Below are 23,667 nucleotides of genomic sequence, written 5' to 3'. Positions count from 1 at the left end.
AGAGTGATCGTTTTTATGTGTCGCGACAAGCTTATATGTCGCGTGACACCTCCCCCGATCGCACGACCGTTTCTTGACAATCATGCGCATGCAAATCATTGCATCCCACAATGGATATTCAGTTGCGGGAGGACGACCCGATCGGCTTCGGCCGTCGGCTGTTGCGTCTGGGCACCGCCTGGCGACGCGAGCTCGACCAGCAGCTGCGTCGCTACGGACTGACTGAAGCAAGCTGGCGGCCGATCCTGCTGCTCGGCAACCTCGAGGCGCCGATCCGCCAGGGTGAGCTCGTTCGGATGCTGGACATGGATGGCCCGTCCCTGGCCCGTCTGCTGGAGGCCCTCGAGCGGGATGGGCTGGTCGAACGGTCCGAGGATCCGGCCGACCGGCGGTCCAAGCTCGTTCGCATCGGCGCGCCGGGCCGGGCCATTCATGCCCATGTTCATGCCGTCGCAACGACGCTCGGCAACAATTTGCTGGCCGGGATCGGTATGGACGACCTCGCCACCTGCCACGCCGTATTCGACCGTATCGAGCAGACCTTGCGCCGGAGCGGCCTGGATGACCGGAGTGGCGATACGCAGCCGAACCGCGGGCGGCCGACATGAACAGCACAGCATGACCGGCCCAGATAACACGATGGCGCCATCATCGCGGACTGGGGCATCAGGCATCGCCGCCTTGCTGGCTGGCGCCCGGCGCATGAACCGGGGCCGGCGGTGGTCGAGCCTGGCAAGCCCGTACTGGTCGACGCTGGCCTATACGCTGCGGACGATGCTGGCGATCGGCATCGCGCTGTCGACCGCCTTTGCGCTGCAACTGCAATCGCCGATGTCGGCGGTGACCACGGTGCTGATCGTCGTCAACCCGGTCACCGGGGCGCTGATATCGAAAAGCCTGTGGCGGTTGTTCGGCACCCTGCTCGGTGCGGTGGTCGCGGTCGCGTTGATGTCGGCCTTCGCCCAGGCGCCGCTGCTGTTCACCGTCGCGCTGTCGCTGTGCATCGGGGCCGCCTGCGTGGTTGCGTCGCTGCTACGCTACTTCAAGGCATACGGGGCGGTCCTTGCCGGCTACACCATCATCATCGTGGCTAGCAGTTCGTTCGCGCAGCCGTTGAACATCTTCACCGGCGCTTTGTCTCGGGTTTCGGCCGTATCGGTCGGCATCGTGTCGGCGGCACTGGTGTTCCTGCTGACCAGCCTGCCCCAGCCGTCCACATTGGCCCTGACGATCGAGACCCTGGTCCGCGATATCGCCAGCGGCTTCGTGCTGTATCGCCAGCCGGGCGCTCCCGGACTGAGCGGCAGGAACGCCAAGACGCTTCCCCGCACCGGTCTGCTGCTCAGGGCGAGCGCTCTGGACGAGACCATCGAGTATGCGGGTGCCGACAGCTATGTCCTGCGTCGCCGGATGGGCCGGCTGCGTCTCGGCGCGGCGCGGCTGCTGGGCCTGCTCAGCACGCTCGAGCCGCTGCACGATGCGCTTGCCCGCACCGGGTCGGGCGATGCCTCGCGGGATCTGTCCGAGGCGCACCGTGCCCAGACGATCGCGCGCGAGACCATGCAGGCGTTGTCGCAGCTTCCACCCGGTGGTCTCTTGGGCAGCCTGCCGATGATCGATGCCGCGCGGGTCCGGATCGACACGATCGCCATCGGACTCCGGGATCCGGCGGCCCTGACCGTCACCCTGCATGAACGTGACCTGCTGTCGCAGTTGTCGCACGCGGTCGCCGACCTGACCGATGCCGGGTCGGCGGATACACGGATCCGGCTGCGTCCCTACCTGGACTGGACAACCGCGCTCCGGAACGGATTCCGCGGCGCGCTGGTGACGCTGATCGGCGGACTGTTCTGGTACGTGACGCAATGGACTGCCGGCCCGACCATGCTGTCGTTCCTGGTGCCGGCTGCCTGCCTGCTCTCGACCAACCCGTCGGCGTCCAAGGCGAGCGTCGAGCTGGCGACCGGGGCCCTCCTCGCCATTCCGGCCAGTATGGTGTTCCAGACGTTCCTGGTGCCGCAGATCTCCGGTTTTCCATTGCTCTGGGGCGCGCTCTGCCTGTGCCTGCTCCCGGGCATCTGGCTGCAATATCATCCCGTACAGCGCGGTCGCGCGTTCGGCTATGCCGTGTTCTTCAACGCGATGATCAACGTGCATAATCCGATCACCTTCGATGACATCTCGTTGCTCAATAACTGGGAGGCGTTCCTGCTCGGCTGCATCTGTCTGGTGATGGTGTTCCGGGTGCTGCTACCGGCGAACCCGCGACGCGACATCGCCCGTCTTGCGGCCTCGCTCGGCCGGGCCATCGAGCTGCTGTCCTGGCAGCGTCCGGTCGTTGCCGGATTCGGGGCGTGGCCGCTGCAGCGATGGGAGGTCTGGCAGAACCTGCAGATGCAGAAAATCCAGCGCATGATCCAGCGCCTGCAGCAGATGCCCGGCCTGGCAGCAGCCCCATTGGTGCAGGCAGCCTTCGCGACCGTGGCGCTGGGACGCGTGATACTGACGCTGCAGCAACTCCAGTCGGACCCTGCGCTCCCCGAAGCCGGGCGTGACGCCGCGCGACAGGCCTTGCGCGCCCTGCGGCGCGTGCGGATGGAGCCGGCGCGCGTAGCGTCCCGGATCAACCGGCTTGAACACGAACTGGCGCCGTTGCTTGCGCCGGACCCGTCGGCGAACGGTCCGTCGCCGATCTCCGATGCGTCGGATCGAGGTCTACCCGCGCTGGTCGGAACGCTGGGCGAAGCGGTCCTGCTGATCGAGAAGGCGCGCGGCCTGCTCGACCGGCGATGTCCGGATTTGGCTGCGGCATGACGCACCACCGATGCTGACCGAACTCAACGTCGCCGGCGTGCTGTTCGCGCCGATCGTGCTGTATTGCCTCGTCGCACTGCCGATCACGCTGGTGCTGCGTGCGCTGCTCTGGCGCAGCGGTCTGGCCCGCTGGGGCTGGCACCTGCCGCTGCTGGAGGTGGCGCTCTACGTCTGCGTGTTGTCCCTGCTCGTCATGTACGCCTGACCAGATCACCCGAGGCCCGAACTCCCATGAACCTCCTGCGTGCCTTGTTTCGCGTCGTCCTGACAGTCGTGGTGGTCGCTGTAGCCGTGGTGCTCGGCGCCTCGCTCTGGCGCATCTACATGGTGGCACCGTGGACCCGCGACGGGCGGGTGCGGGCCTACGTGGTCGACATCGCGCCGGAAGTGTCAGGCACTGTCGTGGCCCTGCCGGTCCGGGACAACCAGTTCGTTCGCAAGGGCGACCCGCTGTTCGTCATCGACCCGTCGCGGTTCCGGCTGGCGATCGCCGAAGCCACGGCCAGGCTGTCCAGCGTCCGCGAGGATCTGCGCCTGCGCCAGTCCGATGCCTCGCGGCGCGCCGGCCTGGCCGGGATCGTATCGGCGGAGGAGCGCGAGCGATTCAACTCGACCGCTTCGACCGCCCAGGCCACGGTGGACGCGGCACAGGTGCAGCTCGACACGGCGAAGCTGAACCTGGCACGCGCCACTTTGTATGCGCCCGTGAACGGCATCGTCACCAACCTGCTGCTGCGGGTCGGCGACTACGTCACCACCGGCCAGGCCAGGATCGCACTGATCGATTCGGACTCGTTCTGGGTCTATGGCTATTTCGAGGAAACCAAGCTCGGTGGCATTCATGTCGGCGATCCGGCGCGGATCAAGCTGATGGGCTACCAGGCGCTGCTGGGCGGCCATGTCGAGAGCATCGCCCGCGGCATCAACGACCAGAACGGCAGCCCGGACCGCTCCGGACTGCAGGACGTGAACCCGGTCTTCACCTGGGTCAGGCTGGCGCAGCGCATTCCGGTGCGGATCCATCTCGACAGCATCCCGCCCGGCATCATCCTGGCAGCCGGCATGACCTGCTCGGTCGCAGTCGGTGCGGAAGCCCGCAACCACGAGCGGCTTCCGACTTGGCTGCAGGACCATCTGTGAGCCGGACGGCAGCCTGCATCATGCCATCTCCCAGATCTCGGTTCCGGCCACTCGCTGGACCCTCCTGCCTGGCTTCCCTGCTCCTGCTCGCAGGCTGCATCGTCGGGCCGAAATATCACGCGCCCAAGATGGCGCTGCCGGCCAACTGGACCGAGCACGCCGCCACTGCGGACGAGCTGGCCACGACCCGGGCCGAAATGCGTGACTGGTGGGCCAGCTTTCACGATCCGGTGCTGACCCTGCTGGTGAACAAGGCGATCAGCGGCAACTACGACCTCGCAATCTCCGGCCAGCGCCTGCTGGCGGCGCGCGGCCTGCGCGACCAGATCGCCGGCGGCCTGTATCCGCAGATTGACCTGACGCCGGCGGCCGGCATCCAGCGCTTCAGCACGACCCTCGAATACCCGCCACTGACCGGAGCCAACTCCGATACCCGTCTCTGGCAGTACGGCCTATCGGCGAGTTGGGAACTCGACGTGTTCGGACGCATCCGCCATTCGATCGAGGCGCAGCAGGCCGCGGTCGATGCCGGCATCGAGCAGCGTCGCGCCACCCTGCTGGCACTGCTGTCGGAGCTGTCCACCGACTACGTCACGCTGCGTGCCTCGCAACTGCAACTGCAGATCGCCGACCGCAACATCCAGGCCGCCGGCGACGCGCTGGCACTCACCAACAAGGTGTTCACGCAAGGTCTGGGCACCACGCTGCAGGTGGCGCAGGCCCAGGGCGAACTCGAGACCGAACAGGCGACGCGGCAACCGCTGCAGACCCGTATCGCCCAGCTGGCGCACGCAATCTCGGTGCTGACCGGCCAGATGCCCGGCACGCTCGAAGGGATGCTGGAACAACCTGCACCGCTGCCTTCGGTGCCGGCCCTGCCGGTGGCGCTGCCCTCGATGGTGATCGCCAACCGCCCGGACATCCGCCGGGCCGAACGGGAATATGCGCAGGCGACGGCGCGGATCGGGGTGGCGGTGGCTCAGCTTTATCCGAGCTTCATCCTGCCGCTTTCGTTCGCGCCGCAATCCAGCATGATCCACGAGCTGTTCACCGCCAGCAGCCTGGCTTGGTCGCTGGTGCTCCAGGTCAGTGCGCCGCTGTATCATGGCGGCCGCCTGTCCGCTGAAGTCCGCGAGGCGCATGCGAATGCGGAAGCCGCCCGCCTGGAATACGAACAAACCGTCCTGCGCTCGTTCCAGGAAGTCGAGGACCGGCTGGTCGCGTATCGCAACGACGAGATCCGCACCGCGACCTTGCGGCGGGCCGCGCAGGACAATGCGCTGGCACTCGACCGCGCACGCAGGCTGTACGGGGCCGGCCTGTCGGGCTTCCTGGACGTGCTGACCAGCGAGCGCGCCACCTACACCGCCGAAAACCTCGCAGCGGTGGGGGAACTGGCCCGGCTGCAGGACGCGATCGGCCTGTTCACCGCAATCGGCGCCGGCTGGCAGGGCATTGCCCTGACGGCCACCACCCTGCCGGTCGATGAAAAAATGCAGCACAGGATGGCTGCCGGGCACTGAGCGGAGTCGATTGGGCTTGAGGCGTTCGTGGACCGTCCAGATATGTGCGGTGCCGTTCCCGTCAGGCGCTGCGATGCTGCATGAGCACGGGAAGATCGGCATGCCTGAGCATGGTTTCCGTCACGCCGCCGAATAGCTCTTCGCGCAGGCTGCCATGGCTGTAGCTGCCCATGACGAGGAGATCCGCGCCGGCTTCACGTGCCATCGAGAGTAGCTGCGATCCGGTGTCATCACCGACCGCGGCTGCCGTGATCCGTTCGATCGGCAGCCCATCGAAGACCGGGTCCGATGGCAGGCCGTCCGCTTCGCTTCCGACGTGGAGAACGAGAACCCGCTTGGCCTTCGAGAGCAGGGGCGTCGCGGTCCGTATGGCCTGGCGGACATGCGGATCGTCGCGCCAGGCCACGGCAATGATCCGGCCGAACTCGCCGGCATGTCCGGATGGCACGAGCAGCACCGGCCGTCGCGCCCGGATCAGAGCCGCACGGAGGCGGGCGCGAGCGGCGGCATCGCCGCCATTCTGCTCCAGCAGGAGAAGATAGGCGCCGCGGCCATGCTCGGCGATCGCCGATGCACCGTCCCCGCGCACCTCGATCCAGTGAGCTGAATGTCCAATACTGCGTTCCTGCCCGACCCAGCGATCGAGCGTCGACCGCATGCCCTCGACCCATTCCGTCCGCCTAGCCGCAATCTCCGCCGTACGTTCCCGGGTCAGCACCTCTTCGGTCGGCTGCAGCTCGGCCAGTATGGGACCGTCGATCGCGAGCGCGGTGATCCGCCCATCTTCCCGCGCCATGAGCTGACGTGCGACGGCGAGCATACCCGGCACCGCTCCGGGACGATGCAACGCGACCAGCGTACTGTCGCTGATCGACCCGGAGGTCGCGTCGCCGATCACCGCGAGACGAGAGGTTCGTGTCATCGACGCCAGTGAATAGCCGGCGGCCACGCTTGCCAGGCAGAGGGCCACCGAAAGCGCGATGTTGGCGAGGGCCTGGCCAGGCCTGCCGTCACGCAGCAGCTCGAGCGTCTGCAGGCTGAACGACGAGAAGGTGGTGAAGCCCCCACAGATGCCGACCATGACGAAGGCGCGCACATCGAACGGGACAGCGAAGCGACCGTCTGTCGCAGTCAGGGTCCCGAAGAAACCGATCACGAACGAGCCGACGATGTTGATGAGGATCGTGCCCCACGGAAAGCTGGGTCCCGTCAGGGCTACCATCGCATTCCCGAGCCAGGCGCGCGCGACGCTACCGAGCGCGCCGCCCAGACCGATCAGCGCGTAGGTCAGCATCCGCAATGAGTCCCCTCGACGAAAGGATCCGGCGGCGGCAGCCGGTTTCGATGATTATCCTGGAACAAGGACACGATCCTCCTGCGGACGCCGGGTCCGAACCTGCAGGAGGTCATCAGCCCACGACGGGCGGTTCAAGGGGGAACCCCATCCCCTGCCGGCAGGTGTCGCATCTCGACGGATGCCGCTCAACACGAAATTTTGGCTGGCGGTGAGGACGAGATTGGTTCCGAAAGCCGTTGCGCCGACCTGGGGCACATGGTGCCTGTCCAGGGCGGCCATTGCGCGCCCGCTGCCCATGATGCTCAGGTCAGTTGTTTACCACGGAGGCTCTTACTCGATGACGATCCGCGCCCTTGGCTGCATGGCAACTCTCCTGACTGCAGGATTGCTCACCGCGTGCAGTTCCAGTTTCGGCGGCGGCGGCTCTTCGCCCAGTCGAACCTATGTCGTGATGCCGAACGGCGAGGCGGTGCCGGCACAGGTCACCACGCGACCGCCGGGCGGTTGATACCCCCGGCGCTGGTTCAGCGGTGGCCGCCGATCGTGCAGGCGCCACCGCCTGACGGGCTGATCCGGTCCATCACCTGCGAGGCGAACACGATGCCCGAGGCCGTCGGCACGATGCCGGCTGCCTGCAGGGCGTCCCCGATCCAGCTGTTGCAGGTATAGACGCCGGAATAGCCTGTCCGGGTCGCGTAGAAAATGCTGCCCGGAAAGAAGCCCGGGCCAATCCGGACCGGCCGGCCCTGCTTTACATCGAGGGTCCGCCAGATGAAGTCGGAGAGGCGCCCGGCCCCTCCCGGCAACAACCGGCCAATCTTCATCGTGCCGTCATCGTAGGCACGGTCCGGCGGCGCGGTCAGTCCGGCGATCAGCAGCGTGCCGTCGCCGGGAAACGGGCCGACCAGCAGGTCGCCCAGACCGGTCACCGGCGCCATCATGAAGGTGCGCTTGCCGAAGCCGACCATGAGTACCGTCATGCCGGGGAACACCCGCCGGAAGTCCCGCATGTTGCCGCGCAGCGCACCGGCCGGAATGGCGAGGTCGGTGTGCCAGCCGTGCGACACGATTGCGATGGTATCGTCGGCGAGCCGACCCGGGACGCAGGCCGGCGGCGTCGATGCGCAACCGGCCAGGACCAGGCAAAGCACCGGCAGCAGCCAGCGCGCGGTCCTACGGGCTGCCGGTGTAGAGAGCTGAGACATCGTGCGCGAGTGCTGCACGGCTATCCGGCCGCGTGTAAAGCATGTGGCCGCCCGGATAGACCTTGAGCCGCACGCGATCGCGGCCGACCGGCATGTGCTCGATCAGCCAGCGGCTTCCCGAAAACGGACAGGTCAGGTCGAAATAGCCGTTGGCGATGAAGACCCGCAGCGACGGATTGACCGCCATCAGCTTGCGCAGATCCGGCATCCCCCGCGAGATCAGGTCGCCGCCTTCCTTGTAGTCCCAGGCCTTGTTCACCGCGAGGTTCAGCAGGTCGTATTTCAGATCGGTGCGAAAGCCGAGCGCATCCTCGACATAGCCGGTGAAGGCATTGCCGTAGGCGAGGCCGTAGCCGGCCAGCACCGGTTCCGGACTGTCGCCATTGTCGATGCCTTCGGGATAGGGATCGGCGATCGAGAGTGTTCCGTCATACAGGCTGTAGAGGCGGCCGTCACGGCTGCGCACGTCATGTGCCTGCGGATCGATCTGGGCGCGTTCCTTGGCAACGACAGCCTCGGGCAGGCCGGTCATGGCAGCGACCTTGCCATAGAAATCGTGCGCCGCGTCGGCACCGAGCGGCGGGCCTGCCAGCGTCGAGAGATACGGGCCGAACGCGTAGCGGTATGCATCGTCGACCGCCTGCGGGGTGAGCTTGTGATCGCGCTCCAGGGCAGCCGCGGCCAGGCTCGGCAACAGGATCGCATCAGCCAGCGGATTGTCGGTGCTGCCGATCAGGTTCATCTCGATCGCCGGCGAGATCATGACGATCCCGGCGAGAGGGATGTTCTGCTCGGTCTGCAGCGCATAGGCGGTCTTGATCGAGCGGATGCCGCCATAGCTCTCGCCGACCAGGTATTTCGGCGAGCGCTGACGGCGGTTGGCTTCCAGCCAGAGCCGGATTGCATCGGCAAAGGCAGACCCGTCCTGCTTCACGCCCCAGAACTGCTTGGGCGCCTTGGCCGGCTTTTCCGGCAGGCTGTAGCCGGTGCCGACCGCATCGATGAATACCATGTCGGTGAAGCGCAGCCAGCTATCCGGGTTGGGACCGAGTTGCGCATTGGCACCGTCGGTCGGGTTGGCGGCCGGAAAGTTCAGCACGACCGGTCCGGCGGCACCCAGATGCAGGAAGGCGGTGCCGGCGCCGGGACCACCGTTGAAGAAGAAGCTGACCGGTCTACGCGCTACCTGCTGCCCGTCCGCGACATAGGCCACGTAGAAGACTTTGGCGGACGGCGCGCCTTCATCGTCGCGCAGGGTCAGTGTTCCCGCCGTGGCAGTATAGCCGAGATGGCCGGCGGCCAGGGTCAGGTCGTGATGGGTAACGCTGTCCGCCGGCAACTCGGCAATCAGGGCGTTGTCGGATTTTTCCGGCTTGTCGACCGGTACAGGCTTGGCTGCCGGTGCTGCCGATACCGGAGCCGCCAGTCCGTGCGTGTCGTCGGCCAGGGCCGACGTGGCAACCAGACCGCTGGTCATCAGCAGGATGGCAAGCAGTCGTTTCGGACGGGCGGACATGGTCGGCGGCAGAGGGGTCATGGCAAATCCAGGCGTTGCAACACCCTGACTCTTTATTGGAAAAAGCCATGCGTCCAGTGTGCGCAAATCCTGGCCCCGGTTGCCGCGTTCGAACGAGCGTGAAAATCGCCACCTTCAACATCAACGGCATCAACCGGCGGCTGCCGAACCTGCTGGCTTGGCTGCAGGCTGCGAAGCCGGATGTGGCCTGCCTGCAGGAACTCAAGGCGGCCCATGCCGACTTCCCGCGCGATGCGATCAGGGAGGCCGGCTACGAGGCGGTATGGCAGGGCGAGCGGAGCTGGAACGGCGTGGCGATCCTGGCGCGTGGCCGCGAACCGGTGCCGACCCGGCGCAGCTTGCCGGGCGGTCCGCACGACGATCAGGCACGCTATCTCGAGGCGGCGGTCGATGGCGTGCTGATCGCCTGCCTCTATCTGCCGAACGGCAATCCGCAGCCGGGCCCGAAGTTCGACTACAAGCTCGCCTGGTTCGAGCGGCTTATTATTCATGCCGCCGAGCTGCACGCGACCGGGCTGCCGGTGGTGCTCGCCGGTGACTACAACGTCGTGCCGACCGATGCCGACATCTATCCGAGCAAATCCTGGGGCCGGAACGCGCTGCTGCAGCCGGTCGTCCGGGAAGCGTTCGCCCGGCTACTGGCCCAGGGCTGGACGGACGCGTTGCGGACCATCCACCCGGCCGGGCCGCTGCCGTCCTTCTGGGACTACATGCGCGATGGCTTCTCGCGCGATGCCGGGCTGCGGCTTGACCACATCCTGCTGAGCCCCGATCTGGCTGGCCGGCTAACCGATGCCGGGGTGGACCGGTCGGTGCGCGGCGAACAGAACGCCAGCGACCATGCCCCGGCCTGGGCTTCGGTGAGCAACAAACGCGCCCGGAACGGCAGGCCGCTCGCGCCGTTTCCCGACCATGACCAGCACTGACGACGAGCGCTTCATGCGCCGGGCCCTGGAGCTCGCCGCAACCGGACGGGATAGGCCGGGCGCCGGCCCGATCGGCTGCGTGATCGTGCTCGACGGCCAGGTCGTCGGCGACGGCCATAACGAGGTCGGGATCCGTCATGATCCAAGTGCGCATGCCGAGATCGTGGCCATACGACGTGCCTGCGAGAGCCTTGGACGCGACGATCTGCGCGGCGCGACACTGTATTCGACGCTGCAACCATGTGGGATGTGCAGCATGGCCAGCATCTGGACCAGCATCGAGCGGATCGTCTACGGCGCATGCCGGACGGATGTGCACAGGATGTATTTCGAGGATCGTCACCTTGACGTGCTCGACATCATCGACGACGCGTTCCGCAACGATATGACGGCCACGGGCGGCCTGCTGCTGCAGGAATGTGCTGCGCTGTACTACAAGCCTGGCGACGATCCGCCGGAGCAGGAGCAGGCGAACGTCTGAACTGGCATCGATAAGGGTTCAGGCCGGCTGATCCGCCTTGGCCGCTGCCAGCGCCTCCTCGGTCAGTCGCTTCTCGTTTCGCTTCAGGAACAGGAAGCCGCTGCCGAGGACAAGCACCGCAACGATGCCGAACCCTATGCCGAGCGGGCCGGATATCTTCTCGACTTGGCTCCCGAGCAGGTAGGCGGCAAGCGAATAGCCACCGGCCCAGCCGATCCCGCCCAGCGTGTTGTAGAACAGGAACGTGTGCCACGGCATCCGGTTGGCGCCGGCAAGCAGGGCTGCGAACGTGCGCAGGATGGCGATGAATCGTCCGAAGAAGACCACCTTGCCGCCGTGCTTGCGGAACAGGTAGCGGCCGAGCAGCAGCCGTTCCTCGGTGAGGCCGATCCGACCTCCCCAGCGCGCCAGAACCCGAAAGCCGACGCTGCGACCGATCAGGTAACCCAGATTGTCGCCCATGATCGCACCGGCGATGGCGACGACGATGACCCAGACGATGTCGAGCTTATGGGTGGCTGCGCAATACAGCGCGGTGCCGATGATCAGGCTCTCACCTGGTAGCGGCGCACCCATGCTTTCGAGCATGACGATGATGCCGACCAGGCTGTAGCCGTAATGCTCGAGAAGATGATCGAGATGGTGCAGCAGGAACATCGACAGCTCTCGAACGGATTTGCCAGGAAGCGTTTGGACCGTCCGGTGTCAAGCCGGAAAGGCCGGGTTCCCTGCCGGGTTTGCAGGCTCGGGTTCAGGCAGGGTCGAAGTGGCCGGCTGAACCGGGCCGATCAGCCGACTTGCCAGCAACGTCAGATCCAGGCCCGTCGGTATGACCAGCATTTCGGCGGGAGCACTGCCGCGTATCATGGTCAGCGCGTCCTTCGGACAGACGCCGAGGCAGCCGACCTCCAGGACACGGACGTCGCGACGGCGACCGAGATCACGCAGCACCTGCTTGAAGGCATCCGGAAACGCGTCCTTTTCCTTCGGCCCGAACCCGCCCTTCACCTTGCCGCTGCATTTCCGGCAGACCAGCAGCACTTCCCGCCAGGGACCCCTGGCGGTGATGATCTCGCCGGAAACCGCTTTGTGCTTCTTGCTCATCGAAAACCCCTGTCACCGGGATCCTCAACGCATGGGCGGACAAATGGTCGAAGTCGGGAAATTCGTCCGTGGACGAGGGGACTGGTGGAGCCAAGCGGGATCGAACCGCTGACCTCCTGAATGCCATTCAGGCGCTCTCCCAGCTGAGCTATGGCCCCATCGTCTGGTCGGCACACCGATCGTGATGTGCCTGGGTGCGCGGCGTATAGCGGTGGTTCGGGATGGTGGCAAGCCTGGGCCCGAGGCTTTTGCAACGAGGCCATGATCTCAGCCGACAAGTATATCCTGCTGTCTCAGGAAGCCCAGCAGCGCCAGAAGCGGCAAGCCCAGGATCGCGGCATGCTCGCCTTCGACCGCGTCGAACAGGTGGATGCCGGGTCCCTCGAGCCGATAGGCGCCGACACAGTGCAACACGTGATCCGCCTCGACAGAGAGATACGCATCGAGGAATGCATCGGTCAGCCGGCGCATGGAGAGGACCGGCGCCGCGACATGCCGCCACACCGTCGTGCCATGCCTGCAGCAGGCCACCGCGGTGTGCAGCAGATGCGTCCGGCCGCTCAGCGCCTTCAGCTGCGTCCGCGCATCGGCCAGGTCGACCGGCTTGTCGTACCAGCGCCCGTCGCACACCAGGAGCTGGTCGGCTCCGATGACCAGCGCATCGGGGTTGATGCCGGGCTGGCCCGAGACCGAGCCTGCCTTCCGCTCGGCCAGCATCAGGGCTGCGTCGGCCGCCTGCATCCCCTTCGCCTTGGCCTGACGCTTCAGCACATCCTCGTCGACCGACGGCTTCCGGACGGTGACGCTCAGCCCGGCTGCCTGCAGCAGGGCAAGCCGACTCGATGATGCGCTGGCGAGGATGATCGACGCGTGCGGACGTTGCAGGCTGGAGGGGTCTGTCACGCGTGTGTGAGTCCTGGGGTACACGGGGATGATAACGCCTTCGGCCAGGCGGGGTACCGAGTCACGTGCATGACATGACGCGGCGGCTATAGCGGTGGGTTGTACACAGCCCCATGTCAGGAACTTGCGGATAACTTCTGAAAGCTTAGGCGGATCAGCACGTTGGGAGTTGTACACGCTGTGGGGAAAGCGGGGTACGTTTTTCGGAAGCCGGGTACCCCGACATCCACAGGCCCTACTAAGACTCCAGCCATTTTCTTCTTCTTCTTTCATGTTTAGATCACGGCACTCTGACGAGACCGGATACGCCGGACCCACGCAGGCACAGGCGAACTGACAATGACCGAGAAGCGGCTACTGCGGGTTCTGCAGGGCGAAGCGCTGTGGCCGCCACCGGTGTGGTTGATGCGCCAGGCCGGTCGCTATCTGCCGGAATTCCGTGCACTCAGGGCTCAGGCGGACTTCATCACCCGCTGCATGACACCCGACATCGCGACCGAGATCACGCTGCAGCCGATCCGGCGCTACGGCATGGATGGGGCGATCCTGTTCAGCGACATTCTCATCCTGCCGTGGGCGATGGGGCAGTCGCTGCATTTCGCCGAGGGGGTCGGACCGGTGCTGGAACCGATCCGCTCGGCGACCGACCTGGACCGGCTGAGGCCCGAACGGGTCGCCGATGTCACCGCTCCCATCATGGAGACGCTAAGGCGCCTGAGACGCTCTCTGGATGCGCCAGCGGACCAGTCCGTTCTGGGAGTGGGCGTTGCCGGTGCCACGACGTTGATCGGGTTTGCCGGGTCGCCGTTCACCGTGGCCTGCTACATGGTTGAAGGCGGCAGCTCGCGTGATTTCCTGGAGCCGCGGCGGATGGCCTACGAGCAACCGGCCCTGTTCGACCGGCTGATCGATCTGCTGACACAGGCCACCGCCACGATGCTGTGTGCGCAGATCGAGGCAGGCGCCGAAGCGGTCATGCTGTTCGACAGCTGGGCCGGCCTGCTGCCGCCGCCGCAGTTCCGGCGCTACGTGATCGAGCCGAGCCGGCTGATCATCGACGAGATCAGGCGGCATCATCCGAAGGTGCCGATCCTGGGCTTTCCACGGCTGGGTGGATTGCTGGTCGGCGAGTATGCGAAAGCGACGGGTGTCAATGCGCTGGCACTCGACACGTCGGCGGATCTGGCCCTGGCTGCGACCCTGGTTCCGGACACCGTGGCGCTACAGGGCAATCTCGATCCGTTGTGTTTGCTGGCCGGCGGAGACGGCCTGACCCGGGAGGTGGAGCGCATCCGCCATACGCTGCGTGGCCGGCCGCATATCTTCAACCTGGGCCACGGCGTGCTGCCGCAGACCTCACCGGACGAGGTCGGTCGCCTGGTCGAACAGGTCCGCCGCCTGTGACCCGTTCATGATCGCAGCACTCGGGCCCTATCTGCTGTGGGAGAAGGCGTTTCACGTAATCTCGGTGATCGCGTGGATGGCCGGCTTGTTCTATCTGCCGCGGCTGTTCGTCTATCACTGCGCGGTCGAGCAGGGCTCGGCGCAAAGCGAGGGCTTCAAGGTGATGGAGCGGCGGTTGCTGCGCCAGATCACCACGCCGGCCATGCTATCCGCGGTGTTCTTCGGGACGCTGATGGTCCTGACCCCGGGTGCGGTCGATTGGCACGCCGGCTGGTGGTACGTGAAGCTCGCTAGCGCAGTGCTGATGCTGGCGTTCCACGGCGCCTGTGCCGGCTGGCGGAAGGACTTCCTGCTGGATCGCAACCAGCGGCCAAAGCGCTTCTACCGGATGGCCAACGAGGTGCCGACAGTCCTGATGCTGGTGATCGTCATCATGGCGATCGTGCAGCCGTTCTGAGACTGGGTAGGATCAGGGAATTCCCAAAGGATGGTGGTGGGCGCAGTAGGATTCGAACCTACGACCCGCTGATTAAGAGTCAGCTGCTCTACCAACTGAGCTATGCGCCCCCATCGTCGAACCCTGGCCGAAGCCCGGTTCCCCTACGGGAGACGGCGCTATAGCAGCGTGCGCGGGGCCGGGGCAAGTGGGGCGCCTGCATTAACTGCGGGATCCGGTGCTCGGCTGGTCTGCAAATCTCAGCCGTTGAGCAGGCGCAGCACGCCGTCGAGCTGATCGAGGGTCTCGTAATGAATGCGAAGCTGACCGCCACGACCGTTGAACTGCACTTCCACGCGCAGGCCGAGCTTCTCACGCAGATCGCGTTCCAGCGCGTCGATCTCCGGGTCCTTGCCTTCGCGCTGGTTAACCGGAGTACGTGCCGTGGCAGGGGCGATCCGAGCGGCGGTGATGTGGGCCTGCGCCAGTGCCTCGGTCTGCCGCACGGTCAGGCGCTTCGCGATGACCGCCATGGCCGCCTTGGCCGGGTCGGGGTGCCCGATCAGGGCACGCGCATGGCCTGCCGACAGGTCGCCCTTCATCACGTCGCGCCGCACCGACAGGGGCAATTGCAGCAGCCGCATCGTGTTGGCGACATGGCTGCGTGACTTCCCGACCGCACCGGCGAGCTCTTCCTGGGTCATCGAGAACTCGCCCATCAGGCGCTGCAGGCCCTCGGCTTCCTCGATCGCGTTCAGGTCTCGACGCTGCAGGTTCTCGACCAGGGAAGCGGCCATGGCATCGGCATCGGTCAGTGCACGGATATGAACCGGCACCTCGTGCAGCCCGACCAGCTGGGCCGCACGCCAGCGGCGCTCACCGGCAATGATCTGGTAGCGGCTCGGATCGTCCGGATGCACGCGGGCCAGGATCGGCTGCAGGATACCCCTGGAGCGGATCGAGTCCGCCAGTTCCTCGAGCGGTTCCTGCTCCATAACCTGGCGTGGCTGGAAGGCACCGGGTTCGAGCAACTCGACAGGGAGCGTGTTGATGCTTCCGCCGGATACGCTGCCCTGGGTGGATGCAAGGTTGTCGCCAAGCAGGGCAGCAAGGCCTCTGCCGAGCCGGGGCGCGTGGGCGTCCTTCTTGGCGCTCATGATGCATGTCCTGGGGCGGGTGTGTTGGTCCGGGTGAGCAGTTCGTGGGCAAGTCGGTCATAGGCGAGGGCGCCGCTGGACTTCGCATCGTACAGGTGCGCCGGCTTGCCGTAACTCTGGGCCTCCGAGATCCGGATATTGCGCGGGATCACCGTCTCGAACACCTGCTCGCCAAAGAAGCCCCTTGCATCAGCGGCAACCAGTTCGGACAGGTTGTTGCGCCGATCGAACATGGTCAGCACGAGGCCCTGGACGTGCAGCTTCGAGTTGAAGGCGCGCCGGACCCGTTCGACCGTGCGGATGAGCTGGCTGACGCCCTCCAGGGCAAAGAACTCGCACTGCAGCGGCACCAGTACGGAATGGGCTGCGACCAGCGCGTTCAGGGTCAGCAGGCCAAGGCTTGGCGGACAGTCGATCAGGATGAAATCGTAGGCAAGCGGCGCATCCGGCGGCGAAAGAACCTCGGCCAGGCGATATTCGCGTTTCTCCATGTCGACAAGCTCGATCTCGGCACCGGCCAGCTCGTTGTCGGACGGCACCAGCGATAGCAAAGGAACCAGTGTGGTACAGGCCAACTCGTCGACGGATCGATTTTCCGCCATGAGCGCGTAGCTGCCTGCGCGACGATTTGCATAGTCGATCCCGAGACCAGTCGACGCGTTGCCCTGCGGATCCAGGTCGATCAGCAGGACCCGATACCGGGCGACGGCCAAAGCGGTCGCGAGATTGATTGCAGTCGTGGTTTTGCCGACGCCGCCTTTCTGGTTGGCAATGGCGATGATGTGGGGAGAGATATTGGATGAGGCTGCACCGGTTTTACCGGCCGGCCGCCCGGTCGGGCTCACTGACACGCCTGATTTCACTCAGTCTGAGGATGACGCCGTCCGGATCGGTACGGCTCGGTCGTCGGGACACGATCATGTGCCATTCCGACGCGACCGCGGTCAATTCATCGTCTGCGGTTCGGCCCTTCAGGAACAGACAGACACCGTCCTCGGCGAGGAAGCGTGTCGCCCAGCCCAGCAGGCGTGACAGCGGGGCGAGCGCACGGGCCGTGACGTAGCGGGTGGGTGGCAGATCGACCTGTTCCAGACGGCTGGCGATGATGGTGGCGTTGACTCCCGTCGCCCGCGCAGCCTCGCGCAGGAAGCTTGCCTTCCGCTGATCGACCTCGATCAGGGTTACCGGACTGTCATTGGCAATCGCCAGGATCAGTCCTGGGAAACCACCACCGGACCCCAGATCGACAAACGGCTCGCCGGTCGGGAGCAATGGCTCGAGTTGCAGGCTGTCCTCGATGTGACGGGTCCAGAGGTGCGGCAGGTCGTTCTGCGACACCAGGTTGATCTTCCGGTTCCAGCGACCCAGCAGCTCTACAAAGATCGTCAGCCGCTCCGTTGTTTCACGTGAAACAATTTTGGCGCCAGCGCCTGTGTCACCGCCGGGAGAATGTTTCACGTGAAACATCATGCGGCTTTCAGATGGGCGAGCAGCGCCATGAGTGCCGACGGTGTTATCCCGGGAACACGTTGGGCTGCGCTGAAATTCGCCGGCCGCGCCGCGATCAGCCGTTCGCGCATCTCGGTGCTGAGGCCGCCGATCTTCCGGTAGTCCAAAGATGGCGGCAACAGCATCACCGTCTCGGCCGAGAGTTGCCGTATTTCCCGCGCCTGCCGCCCAAGATAGCCGCGGTAGCGGGCCTCGGTCTCGACATGAAGTCTCACTCGCTCCGGCATGTCCGCCAGCCAAGGTGCCACGCCATGCAGCGCCACCGGATCAGGTTCGCCCGACAGCAGGTCCAGCACCGTCCGCCGCCGGCCGTCCGCCGTCACCGCCAGCCCATGCGTCAGCAACACCGATGGCGGGAAGCTCTCCGTCTCCGCCCGGATCATGGCATGGTCGATCAGGTCGCGATCGGCCACGAACATCTGTGCCCGTGCCGGTCCGACACAGCCCCATGCGATCCCGGCTCCGGTCAATCGCAGATCCGCGTTGTCGGCCCTGAGCGTGAGGCGATACTCGGCCCGCGAGGTGAACATGCGATACGGCTCCGACACACCTTGCGTGGTGAGGTCATCGACCATGACGCCGAGATAGCCCATCCCCCGATCCACCACGATCGGGTCGCTCCCGGAGGCGCGTCGTGCCGCATTCAGCCCAGCCAGCAGGCCTTGCGCGCCTGCCTCCTCGTAGCCGGTGGTGCCGTTGATCTGGCCGGCCAGGAACAGGCGCCCGATCTGCTTCAGCTCCAGCGTCGGCCAGAGCGCCCGTGGATCGATGTGGTCGTATTCGACGGCGTAGCCGGGCCGGACGATGCGCGCATGCTGCAATCCAGGGATCGTCGCCACCAGGCGTGCCTGCACCGATGCAGGCAGGCTGGTCGAGATCCCGTTCGGATAAACCAGGTCACCACCGGGATTTCCAGGCAGCGCTTCCGGTTCGAGAAAAACCTGGTGCCGCTCCTTGTCGGCGAAACGGACCACCTTGTCCTCGATTGACGGGCAATAGCGTGGACCGCGTCCCGAAATACCCCCGCCATACACCGCCGACAGATGCAGGCTCTCGCGGATGAGCGCGTGGGTTTCCGGGGTGGTGGAGGTGATCCGGCACGAAACCTGGGGGTTGACGATCGACGTCGTCATCCGGCTGAACGGCTGTGGGACCGTGTCGCCTGGATCGTCCTGCAGGCTCTCCCAGTCGATACTGTCCCGTGCAAGGCGGGGCGGTGTCCCGGTCTTCAGGCGGGCCAGCGGCAGCTTCATCGCTTCCAGCCGATGCCCCAACGCCGCCGCCGGTGCCTCTCCGACCCGGCCGGCCTGGGTGGTCTCATGGCCGATATGGATGACTCCACGCAGGAACGTGCCCGCCGTGAGCACGACCGCTCCCGCTTCGAAACGCTGCCCATCCGCACAGACCACACCGCACGCCTCGCCATCCGCATCCAGCAGCAGGTCGTCCACGGCGCCGGCGATGATCGTGAGGTTGGCGGTATCCCGCAGCAGGTCGTTGATCGCCGTGCGATAGAGCGAGCGGTCCGCCTGGGCCCGCGGACCATGCACCGCGGGTCCTTTCGACCGGTTGAGCAGCTTGAAATGGATGCCGGCGCGGTCGGCTGCACGCCCCATGAGCCCGTCCAGCGCATCGATCTCCCGCACCAGATGGCCCTTGCCGATTCCGCCGATCGCCGGGTTGCACGACATCGCGCCGATCGTTTCGAGCTGATGGGTCAGCAACAGCGTGCGGGCGCCCATCCGGGCCGAGGCTGCAGCCGCCTCGCATCCCGCATGTCCGCCGCCGATGACGATCACGTCCAGCTTGCCGCCCATATCAGCTTCTTTCTCGATGCAGTCCGCGCCGGCTATTTCCCGATGCAGAATTGTCCAAACACGCTGTCTAGCAGATCCTCGACGCCGATGGCGCCTGTCAGCCGCCCCAGGGCCTGCATCGCGAGCCTCGATGCCTCGCCGCGCAACTCGGGCAGCGCGAGCTGCTGCGCCGCCTGTAGATGCCCGACTGCCTCGTCGATGCCGGCACGATGCCGGGCGCGGGTCATCGGCGGCGCCACTCCGGTGTCGGTGAGGCGAACCACCTCCCGGATCAGTTCCGCCTCCAGTCGATCGATCCCGTCACCCGTCTTCGCGCTGACGCCGATCCATCCGGCAGGGGCCTGAGCCAAATCCACCTTGTTCCAGACCTGCAGCCGGCTCGTTCCGGCGTCTGCAGGCAATGTTCCGGCCGCGACTTCGATTACCAGATCGGCGTGTGACGCGTGCAAACGGGCCCGGCGCACCCCCTCCGCTTCCAAGGGATCGAGCGTCTCGCGAAGTCCTGCCGTGTCGACCAGAGTGACAGGCACACCGCCGAGCATCAGCCGGACCTCGATCGCATCCCGCGTCGTACCGGCCCATTCGGACACCATCGCCGCGTCCCGCCCAGCGAGCCGGTTGACCAGGCTCGACTTGCCGACATTCGGCGGCCCAACCACCGCAACCACCAGGCCCGACCGGATCCGCTGCGCCTGCTCACCCTGGGCGAGATGTGCCAGCATGTCGTCCAGCAACCGGCCCAGGTCGCTGACCAAGCCCGCCTCGATCTCGGGCGGCAGGTCCTCGTCGGGAAAGTCGATCAGCGCTTCCTGATGTGCGAGCAGATATCGCAATCGCTCCGCCCAGCCGTGATAGAGCCGGCTCAACGCGCCGTCGGCCTGACGCAGCGCCTGCCTGCGCTGGCTCTGGGTCTCTGCCTCGATCAGATCGGCGATGCCCTCTGCTTCCAGCAGGTCGAGCCGTCCGTTCGAGAAGGCCCGCCTGGTGAATTCACCCGGTTCGGCAGGGCGGGCACCCAAGGCCACCAGGGCGTCGGAGACGGCCTCGATGACGGCCGGGCCCGCATGCAGATGCAGTTCGGCACTATCCTCGCCGGTATAGCTGCCAGGTCCCGGGAACCACAGCACCAGCGCCCTGTCCAGGAGGTCCCCGCCGTGCGCGCTGGCATGGAGCGCGCGCACCACAGCGCGTCGCGGCGCCGGCACATCGCCCGCCAGCCGCTTCAGGATGTGCCCGCTGGACGCTCCACTGATGCGGATCACCGCGATCGCCGCTCGCCCGCTGCCGGTCGCCCTTGCGAAAATGGTTGCGTCACCGTCGATCATGTCTCCTCCTGTCTGTGCGTCCACGATCCACTTGACACAATTCCGGCCCTGCACTGCGATGCCCCGCATCCGGTGTCCGTGCCGGCCCGGGAGATCGGCCAGCTTGCCACAATTGTCACTGCATTCTCCGTTGGGGTCGCTGACCCTGACACAGGAAGACGATGCCCTCGTCGCACTCGATATGGGTTGGGGCCGCGACCAGGAAGAAACGACATTGCTCCGTGAGGCCCGGGATCAACTGCACGCCTATTTCGACGGTGACCTGCCCCGCTTCGCATTGCCACTGGCACCGGTCATGGCTACGCCGTATCGCACCCGTGTCTGGGCTGCACTGTCTGCCATCCCGTTCGGGGAAACCCGGACCTATGCAGACCTCGCGAAAATCGCCGGCGGGTCCGCGCGCTCGATCGGTCAGGCCAACAGCGTCAACCCATTGCCGATCCTGATCCCCTGCCATCGCGTCGTCGCAGCCACCCACATAGGCGGCTTTTCGATGGATGGGGGGCTCGAGACCAAACGCTTCCTGTTGTCCCTGGAACGCCGGGACAGGCAGCAGATCGGGCAGGCCGCATGATGCAGAGGACGCACGATATGCCCAGCATAGGCCAAATCGCATGACCACCGCCGTCCGGGTGCATGCCTATGGCGGCCCCGACATGCTGCGCGTGGACAATATACCGACGCCGTCTCCGGCCGCCCAGGAAGTGCTGATCCGGCAGGAAGCGATCGGTGTGAACTTCATCGACATCTACTGCCGCACCGGTCTCTACAAGCTGCCGAGCCTGCCCGCGGTCATCGGCATGGAGGCCGCCGGCGTGGTGGAGGCGATCGGCAGCGATGTCACGCTGTTGAAGGTCGGAGATCGCGTCGCCTATCCGACCCAGCTCGGCGCCTATACGAATTATCGGGCCATTGCAGCCGATCTGGTGGTCCAACTCCCCGACGAGATCGACATGCGCACCGCGGCTGCGATGATGCTGCGTGGACTGACGGTGCAAGCGCTGCTGCGACAGGTCCGCGTGCTCGATCCGGGCGATACCATCCTGGTCACCGCGGCCGCCGGTGGACTAGGGCTGCTGCTGTGCCAGTGGGCGGCGCACCTGGGTGCCACGGTGATCGGCGTCGTCTCGACCGAGGAAAAAGCCGAGCTTGCCCATGCACATGGCGCGGCTCACACCATCGTCGGGCTCGCCGACCTGCCCGCCAAGGTGAAGCGGATCACCGGCGGAGCGATGGTGCCGGTCGTCTATGACAGCATCGGCAAGGACGGTTTCCTGCCCAGCCTCGACTGCCTGGCGCCACGTGGTCTGCTGGTCAGTTATGGCAACGCGTCGGGCGAGGTAACCGGTGTCTCACTGAGTCAGCTCGCGGCCCGTGGCAGCCTGTATGTGACACGCCCGAAGCTCATGACCTTCATCGCCCGGCGCGAGCATCTCGTCTCGGCATCGGCAGAGCTGTTCGAGATCGTCTCCAGTGGCGCGGTCAAGATCATGATAGGGCAGAGCTTCCCGCTCGCCGATGCCGCCGACGCGCATCGTGCCCTGGAGAGCCGGGCCACCACCGGCAGCACGATCCTCATCCCGAACTGAGAGTTCGGCCCAACTGAAAAAGGCCCCGGTGAACCGGGGCCTTTCATCAGGTATTCATCGCGTCGAAGAAGTCCTGGTTCGTCTTGCTGTATTTCAGCTTGTCGAGCAGGAAGTCCATCGCATCCATGGTGCCCATCGGCTGCAGGATCCGTCGCAGGACCCACATCTTGGACAGCGAGGCCTTGTCGACCAGCAGCTCTTCCTTGCGTGTGCCGCTCTTGGTGACATCGATCGCCGGGAAGGTGCGCTTGTCGGACAGCTTGCGGTCGAGGATCAGCTCCGAGTTGCCGGTACCCTTGAACTCCTCGAAAATCACCTCGTCCATGCGCGAGCCGGTATCGATCAGCGCGGTCGCGATGATGGTCAGCGAGCCGCCTTCCTCGATGTTGCGAGCCGCACCGAAGAAGCGCTTCGGACGCTGCAACGCGTTGGCGTCCACACCACCGGTCAGCACCTTGCCGGAGGATGGCACGACGGTGTTGTAGGCACGGGCCAACCTGGTGATGGAGTCCAGCAGGATCACCACGTCGCGCTTGTGCTCGACCAGCCGCTTGGCCTTCTCGAGCACCATCTCGGTCACCTGGACGTGGCGGGTCGCCGGCTCGTCGAAGGTCGAGGACACAACCTCGCCCTTCACCGTGCGCTGCATGTCGGTAACTTCCTCGGGCCGCTCGTCGATGAGCAGGACGATGAGGAAGACTTCCGGATGGTTGGCCGAGATCGCGGTGGCGATGCTCTGCAGCATGACCGTCTTGCCGGTGCGTGGCGGTGCGACGATCAGGGCCCGCTGGCCCATGCCGATCGGCGATACGAGGTCGATCACCCGTGGGGTGAAATCGCGCGTCTGGCCCTTGGCGGTGACCGGCGCGTTCTCGTTCTCCATCTTCAATCGACGGTCCGGATAGAGCGGCGTCAGATTGTCGAAGTTGATGCGGTGCTTGACCGCCTCGGGAGCCTCGAAATTGATGGTGTTGAGCTTGAGCAGCGCGAAATACCGCTCGCCGTCCTTCGGCGCCCGGATCTGGCCCTCGACCGTGTCACCGGTGCGGAGACCGAACCGCCTGACCTGGCTCGGCGACACATAGATGTCGTCCGGTCCCGGCAGGAAGCTGGCACCCGGAGAGCGCAGGTAGCCGAAGCCGTCGGAGAGGATCTCCAGCGTGCCTTCGCCATGAATTTCCTGGTCGTTTTCCGCCAGGTTCTTGAGAATGGCGAACATCATGTCCTGCTTGCGCAAGGATGATGCGTTCTCGATCTGCAGCGACTCCGCGAAGGAGAGCAGATCCGAGGGAGTTTTTGCCTTGAGTTCGGCGAGGTGCATTGGACGCCTCGAATATATCTGATCGTGCAGAGGGAGGGGAACGGGTCGAGTGCCGGATAGGCAGCCAGACCGGTTGTGACCGAACACGGGAGGACCCCGCGCTTGTTCGATCGACATCGTTCCGAGTGGAGAGATCCGTGGACCGGCAGGAGGCGCCGTCAGGACAACGACAAACTAGG

Annotated in this window: 24 protein-coding genes, 2 tRNA genes, 1 pseudogene and 1 riboswitch; of the genes and pseudogenes, 12 read left to right on the top strand and 15 right to left on the bottom strand. The window is 65.7% G+C overall.

What is annotated here, in order from left to right; translation table 11 throughout:
* The first annotated feature begins 110 nt into the window (after window positions 1-110).
* From HN018_RS21435 to HN018_RS21415, 5 genes are read left to right on the top strand one after another with little or no spacing between them, the layout of a single operon-like run.
* Window positions 111-608 (top strand): MarR family winged helix-turn-helix transcriptional regulator, encoded by a 498-nt coding sequence (locus HN018_RS21435; protein WP_171836909.1) that lies wholly within the window; start codon window positions 111-113, stop codon window positions 606-608.
* 10 nt (window positions 609-618) lie between these two features.
* Window positions 619-2,814: an FUSC family protein gene (locus HN018_RS21430; RefSeq protein ID WP_171836910.1), complete on the top strand. Its 2,196-nt coding sequence runs from the start codon at window positions 619-621 to the stop codon at window positions 2,812-2,814.
* Between the two features lie 10 nt (window positions 2,815-2,824).
* Window positions 2,825-3,019: a DUF1656 domain-containing protein gene (locus tag HN018_RS21425; protein WP_171836911.1), complete on the top strand. Its 195-nt coding sequence runs from the start codon at window positions 2,825-2,827 to the stop codon at window positions 3,017-3,019.
* Between the two features lie 26 nt (window positions 3,020-3,045).
* A complete protein-coding gene (locus tag HN018_RS21420; protein ID WP_171836912.1) occupies window positions 3,046-3,954 on the top strand; it encodes an efflux RND transporter periplasmic adaptor subunit in 909 nt (302 codons plus the stop codon).
* Window positions 3,955-3,974: 20 nt separating this feature from the next.
* Window positions 3,975-5,477, top strand: coding sequence for an efflux transporter outer membrane subunit (locus HN018_RS21415; RefSeq protein ID WP_171836913.1), 1,503 nt, complete (start codon window positions 3,975-3,977; stop codon window positions 5,475-5,477).
* Window positions 5,478-5,538: 61 nt separating this feature from the next.
* Here the strand turns inward: HN018_RS21415 and HN018_RS29160 are convergent, their stop codons facing one another.
* Window positions 5,539-6,135, bottom strand: a complete 597-nt coding sequence (locus tag HN018_RS29160; RefSeq protein ID WP_275434362.1) for a universal stress protein — start codon at window positions 6,133-6,135, stop codon at window positions 5,539-5,541.
* 222 nt (window positions 6,136-6,357) lie between these two features.
* Window positions 6,358-6,771, bottom strand: a pseudogene (gene crcB, locus HN018_RS28735) (fluoride efflux transporter CrcB); the annotation flags it as partial.
* A 98-nt stretch (window positions 6,772-6,869) separates the two neighbouring features.
* A riboswitch (Fluoride riboswitch) is annotated at window positions 6,870-6,935 on the bottom strand.
* Window positions 6,936-7,111: 176 nt separating this feature from the next.
* Here crcB and HN018_RS21405 point away from each other — a divergent pair.
* Window positions 7,112-7,282 carry a hypothetical protein gene (locus HN018_RS21405; RefSeq protein WP_171836915.1) on the top strand — a complete coding sequence of 57 codons (171 nt, stop codon included), beginning with the start codon at window positions 7,112-7,114 and terminating at the stop codon, window positions 7,280-7,282.
* A gap of 16 nt (window positions 7,283-7,298) precedes the next feature.
* Here HN018_RS21405 and HN018_RS21400 read toward each other — a convergent pair whose 3' ends face one another.
* Entirely contained in the window at window positions 7,299-7,979 is a 681-nt protein-coding gene (locus HN018_RS21400) for a DUF2459 domain-containing protein (protein ID WP_171836916.1), read from the bottom strand.
* Complete coding sequence (locus tag HN018_RS21395; RefSeq protein ID WP_239478890.1) at window positions 7,948-9,516, bottom strand: S10 family peptidase; 1,569 nt, start codon at window positions 9,514-9,516, stop codon at window positions 7,948-7,950. Before HN018_RS21395 ends, HN018_RS21400 begins: the two co-directional genes overlap by 32 nt.
* Window positions 9,517-9,614: 98 nt before the next feature.
* Here HN018_RS21395 and xth point away from each other — a divergent pair, with 98 nt between their 5' ends.
* Together xth and HN018_RS21385 are read left to right on the top strand one after the other, a co-directional pair.
* Window positions 9,615-10,442, top strand: coding sequence for an exodeoxyribonuclease III (xth, locus tag HN018_RS21390; RefSeq protein WP_204259604.1), 828 nt, complete (start codon window positions 9,615-9,617; stop codon window positions 10,440-10,442).
* Window positions 10,429-10,923 (top strand): nucleoside deaminase, encoded by a 495-nt coding sequence (locus tag HN018_RS21385; RefSeq protein WP_171836918.1) that lies wholly within the window; start codon window positions 10,429-10,431, stop codon window positions 10,921-10,923. The genes xth and HN018_RS21385 overlap by 14 nt, the downstream gene beginning before the upstream one ends.
* 18 nt (window positions 10,924-10,941) lie before the next feature.
* Here HN018_RS21385 and HN018_RS21380 read toward each other — a convergent pair whose 3' ends face one another.
* From HN018_RS21380 to HN018_RS21365, 4 genes are all read right to left on the bottom strand, one after another.
* Window positions 10,942-11,580: a DedA family protein gene (locus tag HN018_RS21380; RefSeq protein WP_171836919.1), complete on the bottom strand. Its 639-nt coding sequence runs from the start codon at window positions 11,578-11,580 to the stop codon at window positions 10,942-10,944.
* Window positions 11,581-11,628: 48 nt separating this feature from the next.
* Window positions 11,629-12,027, bottom strand: a complete 399-nt coding sequence (locus HN018_RS21375; protein ID WP_171836920.1) for a (2Fe-2S) ferredoxin domain-containing protein — start codon at window positions 12,025-12,027, stop codon at window positions 11,629-11,631.
* A gap of 82 nt (window positions 12,028-12,109) precedes the next feature.
* A tRNA-Ala gene (locus HN018_RS21370) sits at window positions 12,110-12,185 on the bottom strand.
* A 109-nt stretch (window positions 12,186-12,294) separates the two neighbouring features.
* On the bottom strand, window positions 12,295-12,930 hold the full coding sequence (locus HN018_RS21365) for a Maf family protein (RefSeq protein WP_239478889.1): 636 nt from the start codon (window positions 12,928-12,930) through the stop codon (window positions 12,295-12,297).
* 333 nt (window positions 12,931-13,263) lie between these two features.
* Between HN018_RS21365 and hemE the strand changes: the two genes are divergently transcribed.
* Window positions 13,264-14,334: a uroporphyrinogen decarboxylase gene (gene hemE / locus HN018_RS21360; RefSeq protein ID WP_171837057.1), complete on the top strand. Its 1,071-nt coding sequence runs from the start codon at window positions 13,264-13,266 to the stop codon at window positions 14,332-14,334.
* 7 nt (window positions 14,335-14,341) lie between these two features.
* Window positions 14,342-14,791 carry a protoporphyrinogen oxidase HemJ gene (hemJ, locus tag HN018_RS21355; protein ID WP_171836921.1) on the top strand — a complete coding sequence of 150 codons (450 nt, stop codon included), beginning with the start codon at window positions 14,342-14,344 and terminating at the stop codon, window positions 14,789-14,791.
* Window positions 14,792-14,825: 34 nt separating this feature from the next.
* Here hemJ and HN018_RS21350 read toward each other — a convergent pair.
* From HN018_RS21350 to mnmE, 6 genes are all read right to left on the bottom strand, one after another.
* Window positions 14,826-14,901: transfer RNA gene (locus HN018_RS21350), tRNA-Lys, on the bottom strand.
* A gap of 129 nt (window positions 14,902-15,030) precedes the next feature.
* A complete protein-coding gene (locus tag HN018_RS21345) occupies window positions 15,031-15,927 on the bottom strand; it encodes a ParB/RepB/Spo0J family partition protein (RefSeq protein ID WP_171836922.1) in 897 nt (298 codons plus the stop codon).
* Entirely contained in the window at window positions 15,924-16,772 is an 849-nt protein-coding gene (locus HN018_RS21340; RefSeq protein WP_275434360.1) for a ParA family protein, read from the bottom strand. The genes HN018_RS21345 and HN018_RS21340 overlap by 4 nt, the downstream gene beginning before the upstream one ends.
* Complete coding sequence (gene rsmG, locus HN018_RS21335; RefSeq protein WP_171837059.1) at window positions 16,744-17,394, bottom strand: 16S rRNA (guanine(527)-N(7))-methyltransferase RsmG; 651 nt, start codon at window positions 17,392-17,394, stop codon at window positions 16,744-16,746. Before rsmG ends, HN018_RS21340 begins: the two co-directional genes overlap by 29 nt.
* Window positions 17,394-19,253 carry a tRNA uridine-5-carboxymethylaminomethyl(34) synthesis enzyme MnmG gene (gene mnmG / locus HN018_RS21330; protein WP_171836923.1) on the bottom strand — a complete coding sequence of 620 codons (1,860 nt, stop codon included), beginning with the start codon at window positions 19,251-19,253 and terminating at the stop codon, window positions 17,394-17,396. The genes rsmG and mnmG overlap by 1 nt, the downstream gene beginning before the upstream one ends.
* 32 nt (window positions 19,254-19,285) lie before the next feature.
* Complete coding sequence (gene mnmE / locus HN018_RS21325; protein WP_171836924.1) at window positions 19,286-20,578, bottom strand: tRNA uridine-5-carboxymethylaminomethyl(34) synthesis GTPase MnmE; 1,293 nt, start codon at window positions 20,576-20,578, stop codon at window positions 19,286-19,288.
* 103 nt (window positions 20,579-20,681) lie between these two features.
* Between mnmE and HN018_RS21320 the strand changes: the two genes are divergently transcribed.
* A complete protein-coding gene (locus HN018_RS21320; protein ID WP_239478883.1) occupies window positions 20,682-21,152 on the top strand; it encodes a methylated-DNA--[protein]-cysteine S-methyltransferase in 471 nt (156 codons plus the stop codon).
* A 40-nt stretch (window positions 21,153-21,192) separates the two neighbouring features.
* Window positions 21,193-22,167 (top strand): quinone oxidoreductase family protein, encoded by a 975-nt coding sequence (locus HN018_RS21315; protein WP_171836926.1) that lies wholly within the window; start codon window positions 21,193-21,195, stop codon window positions 22,165-22,167.
* A 46-nt stretch (window positions 22,168-22,213) separates the two neighbouring features.
* Here the strand turns inward: HN018_RS21315 and rho are convergent, their stop codons facing one another.
* On the bottom strand, window positions 22,214-23,488 hold the full coding sequence (gene rho / locus HN018_RS21310; protein WP_171836927.1) for a transcription termination factor Rho: 1,275 nt from the start codon (window positions 23,486-23,488) through the stop codon (window positions 22,214-22,216).
* Window positions 23,489-23,667: the final 179 nt, after the last annotated feature.

Origin of the sequence: Lichenicola cladoniae, from assembly GCF_013201075.1 — a bacterium.
Taxonomy (GTDB): domain Bacteria; phylum Pseudomonadota; class Alphaproteobacteria; order Acetobacterales; family Acetobacteraceae; genus Lichenicola; species Lichenicola cladoniae.
This window is presented reverse-complemented; position numbering and strand designations above follow the sequence as displayed.

Bases quoted from the DNA above. Each gene is read 5' to 3' on its own strand.
- HN018_RS21435 (WP_171836909.1), top strand. From the start codon at position 111: ATGGATATTCAGTTGCGGGAGGACGACCCGATCGGCTTCGGCCGTCGG.
- HN018_RS21430 (WP_171836910.1), top strand. From the start codon at position 619: ATGACCGGCCCAGATAACACGATGGCGCCATCATCGCGGACTGGGGCA.
- HN018_RS21425 (WP_171836911.1), top strand. From the start codon at position 2,825: ATGCTGACCGAACTCAACGTCGCCGGCGTGCTGTTCGCGCCGATCGTG.
- HN018_RS21420 (WP_171836912.1), top strand. From the start codon at position 3,046: ATGAACCTCCTGCGTGCCTTGTTTCGCGTCGTCCTGACAGTCGTGGTG.
- HN018_RS21415 (WP_171836913.1), top strand. From the start codon at position 3,975: ATGCCATCTCCCAGATCTCGGTTCCGGCCACTCGCTGGACCCTCCTGC.
- HN018_RS29160 (WP_275434362.1), bottom strand. From the start codon at position 6,135: ATGCGGTCGACGCTCGATCGCTGGGTCGGGCAGGAACGCAGTATTGGA.
- HN018_RS21405 (WP_171836915.1), top strand. From the start codon at position 7,112: ATGACGATCCGCGCCCTTGGCTGCATGGCAACTCTCCTGACTGCAGGA.
- HN018_RS21400 (WP_171836916.1), bottom strand. From the start codon at position 7,979: ATGTCTCAGCTCTCTACACCGGCAGCCCGTAGGACCGCGCGCTGGCTG.
- HN018_RS21395 (WP_239478890.1), bottom strand. From the start codon at position 9,516: ATGACCCCTCTGCCGCCGACCATGTCCGCCCGTCCGAAACGACTGCTT.
- HN018_RS21385 (WP_171836918.1), top strand. From the start codon at position 10,429: ATGACCAGCACTGACGACGAGCGCTTCATGCGCCGGGCCCTGGAGCTC.
- HN018_RS21380 (WP_171836919.1), bottom strand. From the start codon at position 11,580: ATGTTCCTGCTGCACCATCTCGATCATCTTCTCGAGCATTACGGCTAC.
- HN018_RS21375 (WP_171836920.1), bottom strand. From the start codon at position 12,027: ATGAGCAAGAAGCACAAAGCGGTTTCCGGCGAGATCATCACCGCCAGG.
- hemJ (WP_171836921.1), top strand. From the start codon at position 14,342: ATGATCGCAGCACTCGGGCCCTATCTGCTGTGGGAGAAGGCGTTTCAC.
- HN018_RS21345 (WP_171836922.1), bottom strand. From the start codon at position 15,927: ATGAGCGCCAAGAAGGACGCCCACGCGCCCCGGCTCGGCAGAGGCCTT.
- rsmG (WP_171837059.1), bottom strand. From the start codon at position 17,394: ATGTTTCACGTGAAACATTCTCCCGGCGGTGACACAGGCGCTGGCGCC.
- mnmG (WP_171836923.1), bottom strand. From the start codon at position 19,253: ATGGGCGGCAAGCTGGACGTGATCGTCATCGGCGGCGGACATGCGGGA.
- mnmE (WP_171836924.1), bottom strand. From the start codon at position 20,578: ATGATCGACGGTGACGCAACCATTTTCGCAAGGGCGACCGGCAGCGGG.
- HN018_RS21315 (WP_171836926.1), top strand. From the start codon at position 21,193: ATGACCACCGCCGTCCGGGTGCATGCCTATGGCGGCCCCGACATGCTG.
- rho (WP_171836927.1), bottom strand. From the start codon at position 23,488: ATGCACCTCGCCGAACTCAAGGCAAAAACTCCCTCGGATCTGCTCTCC.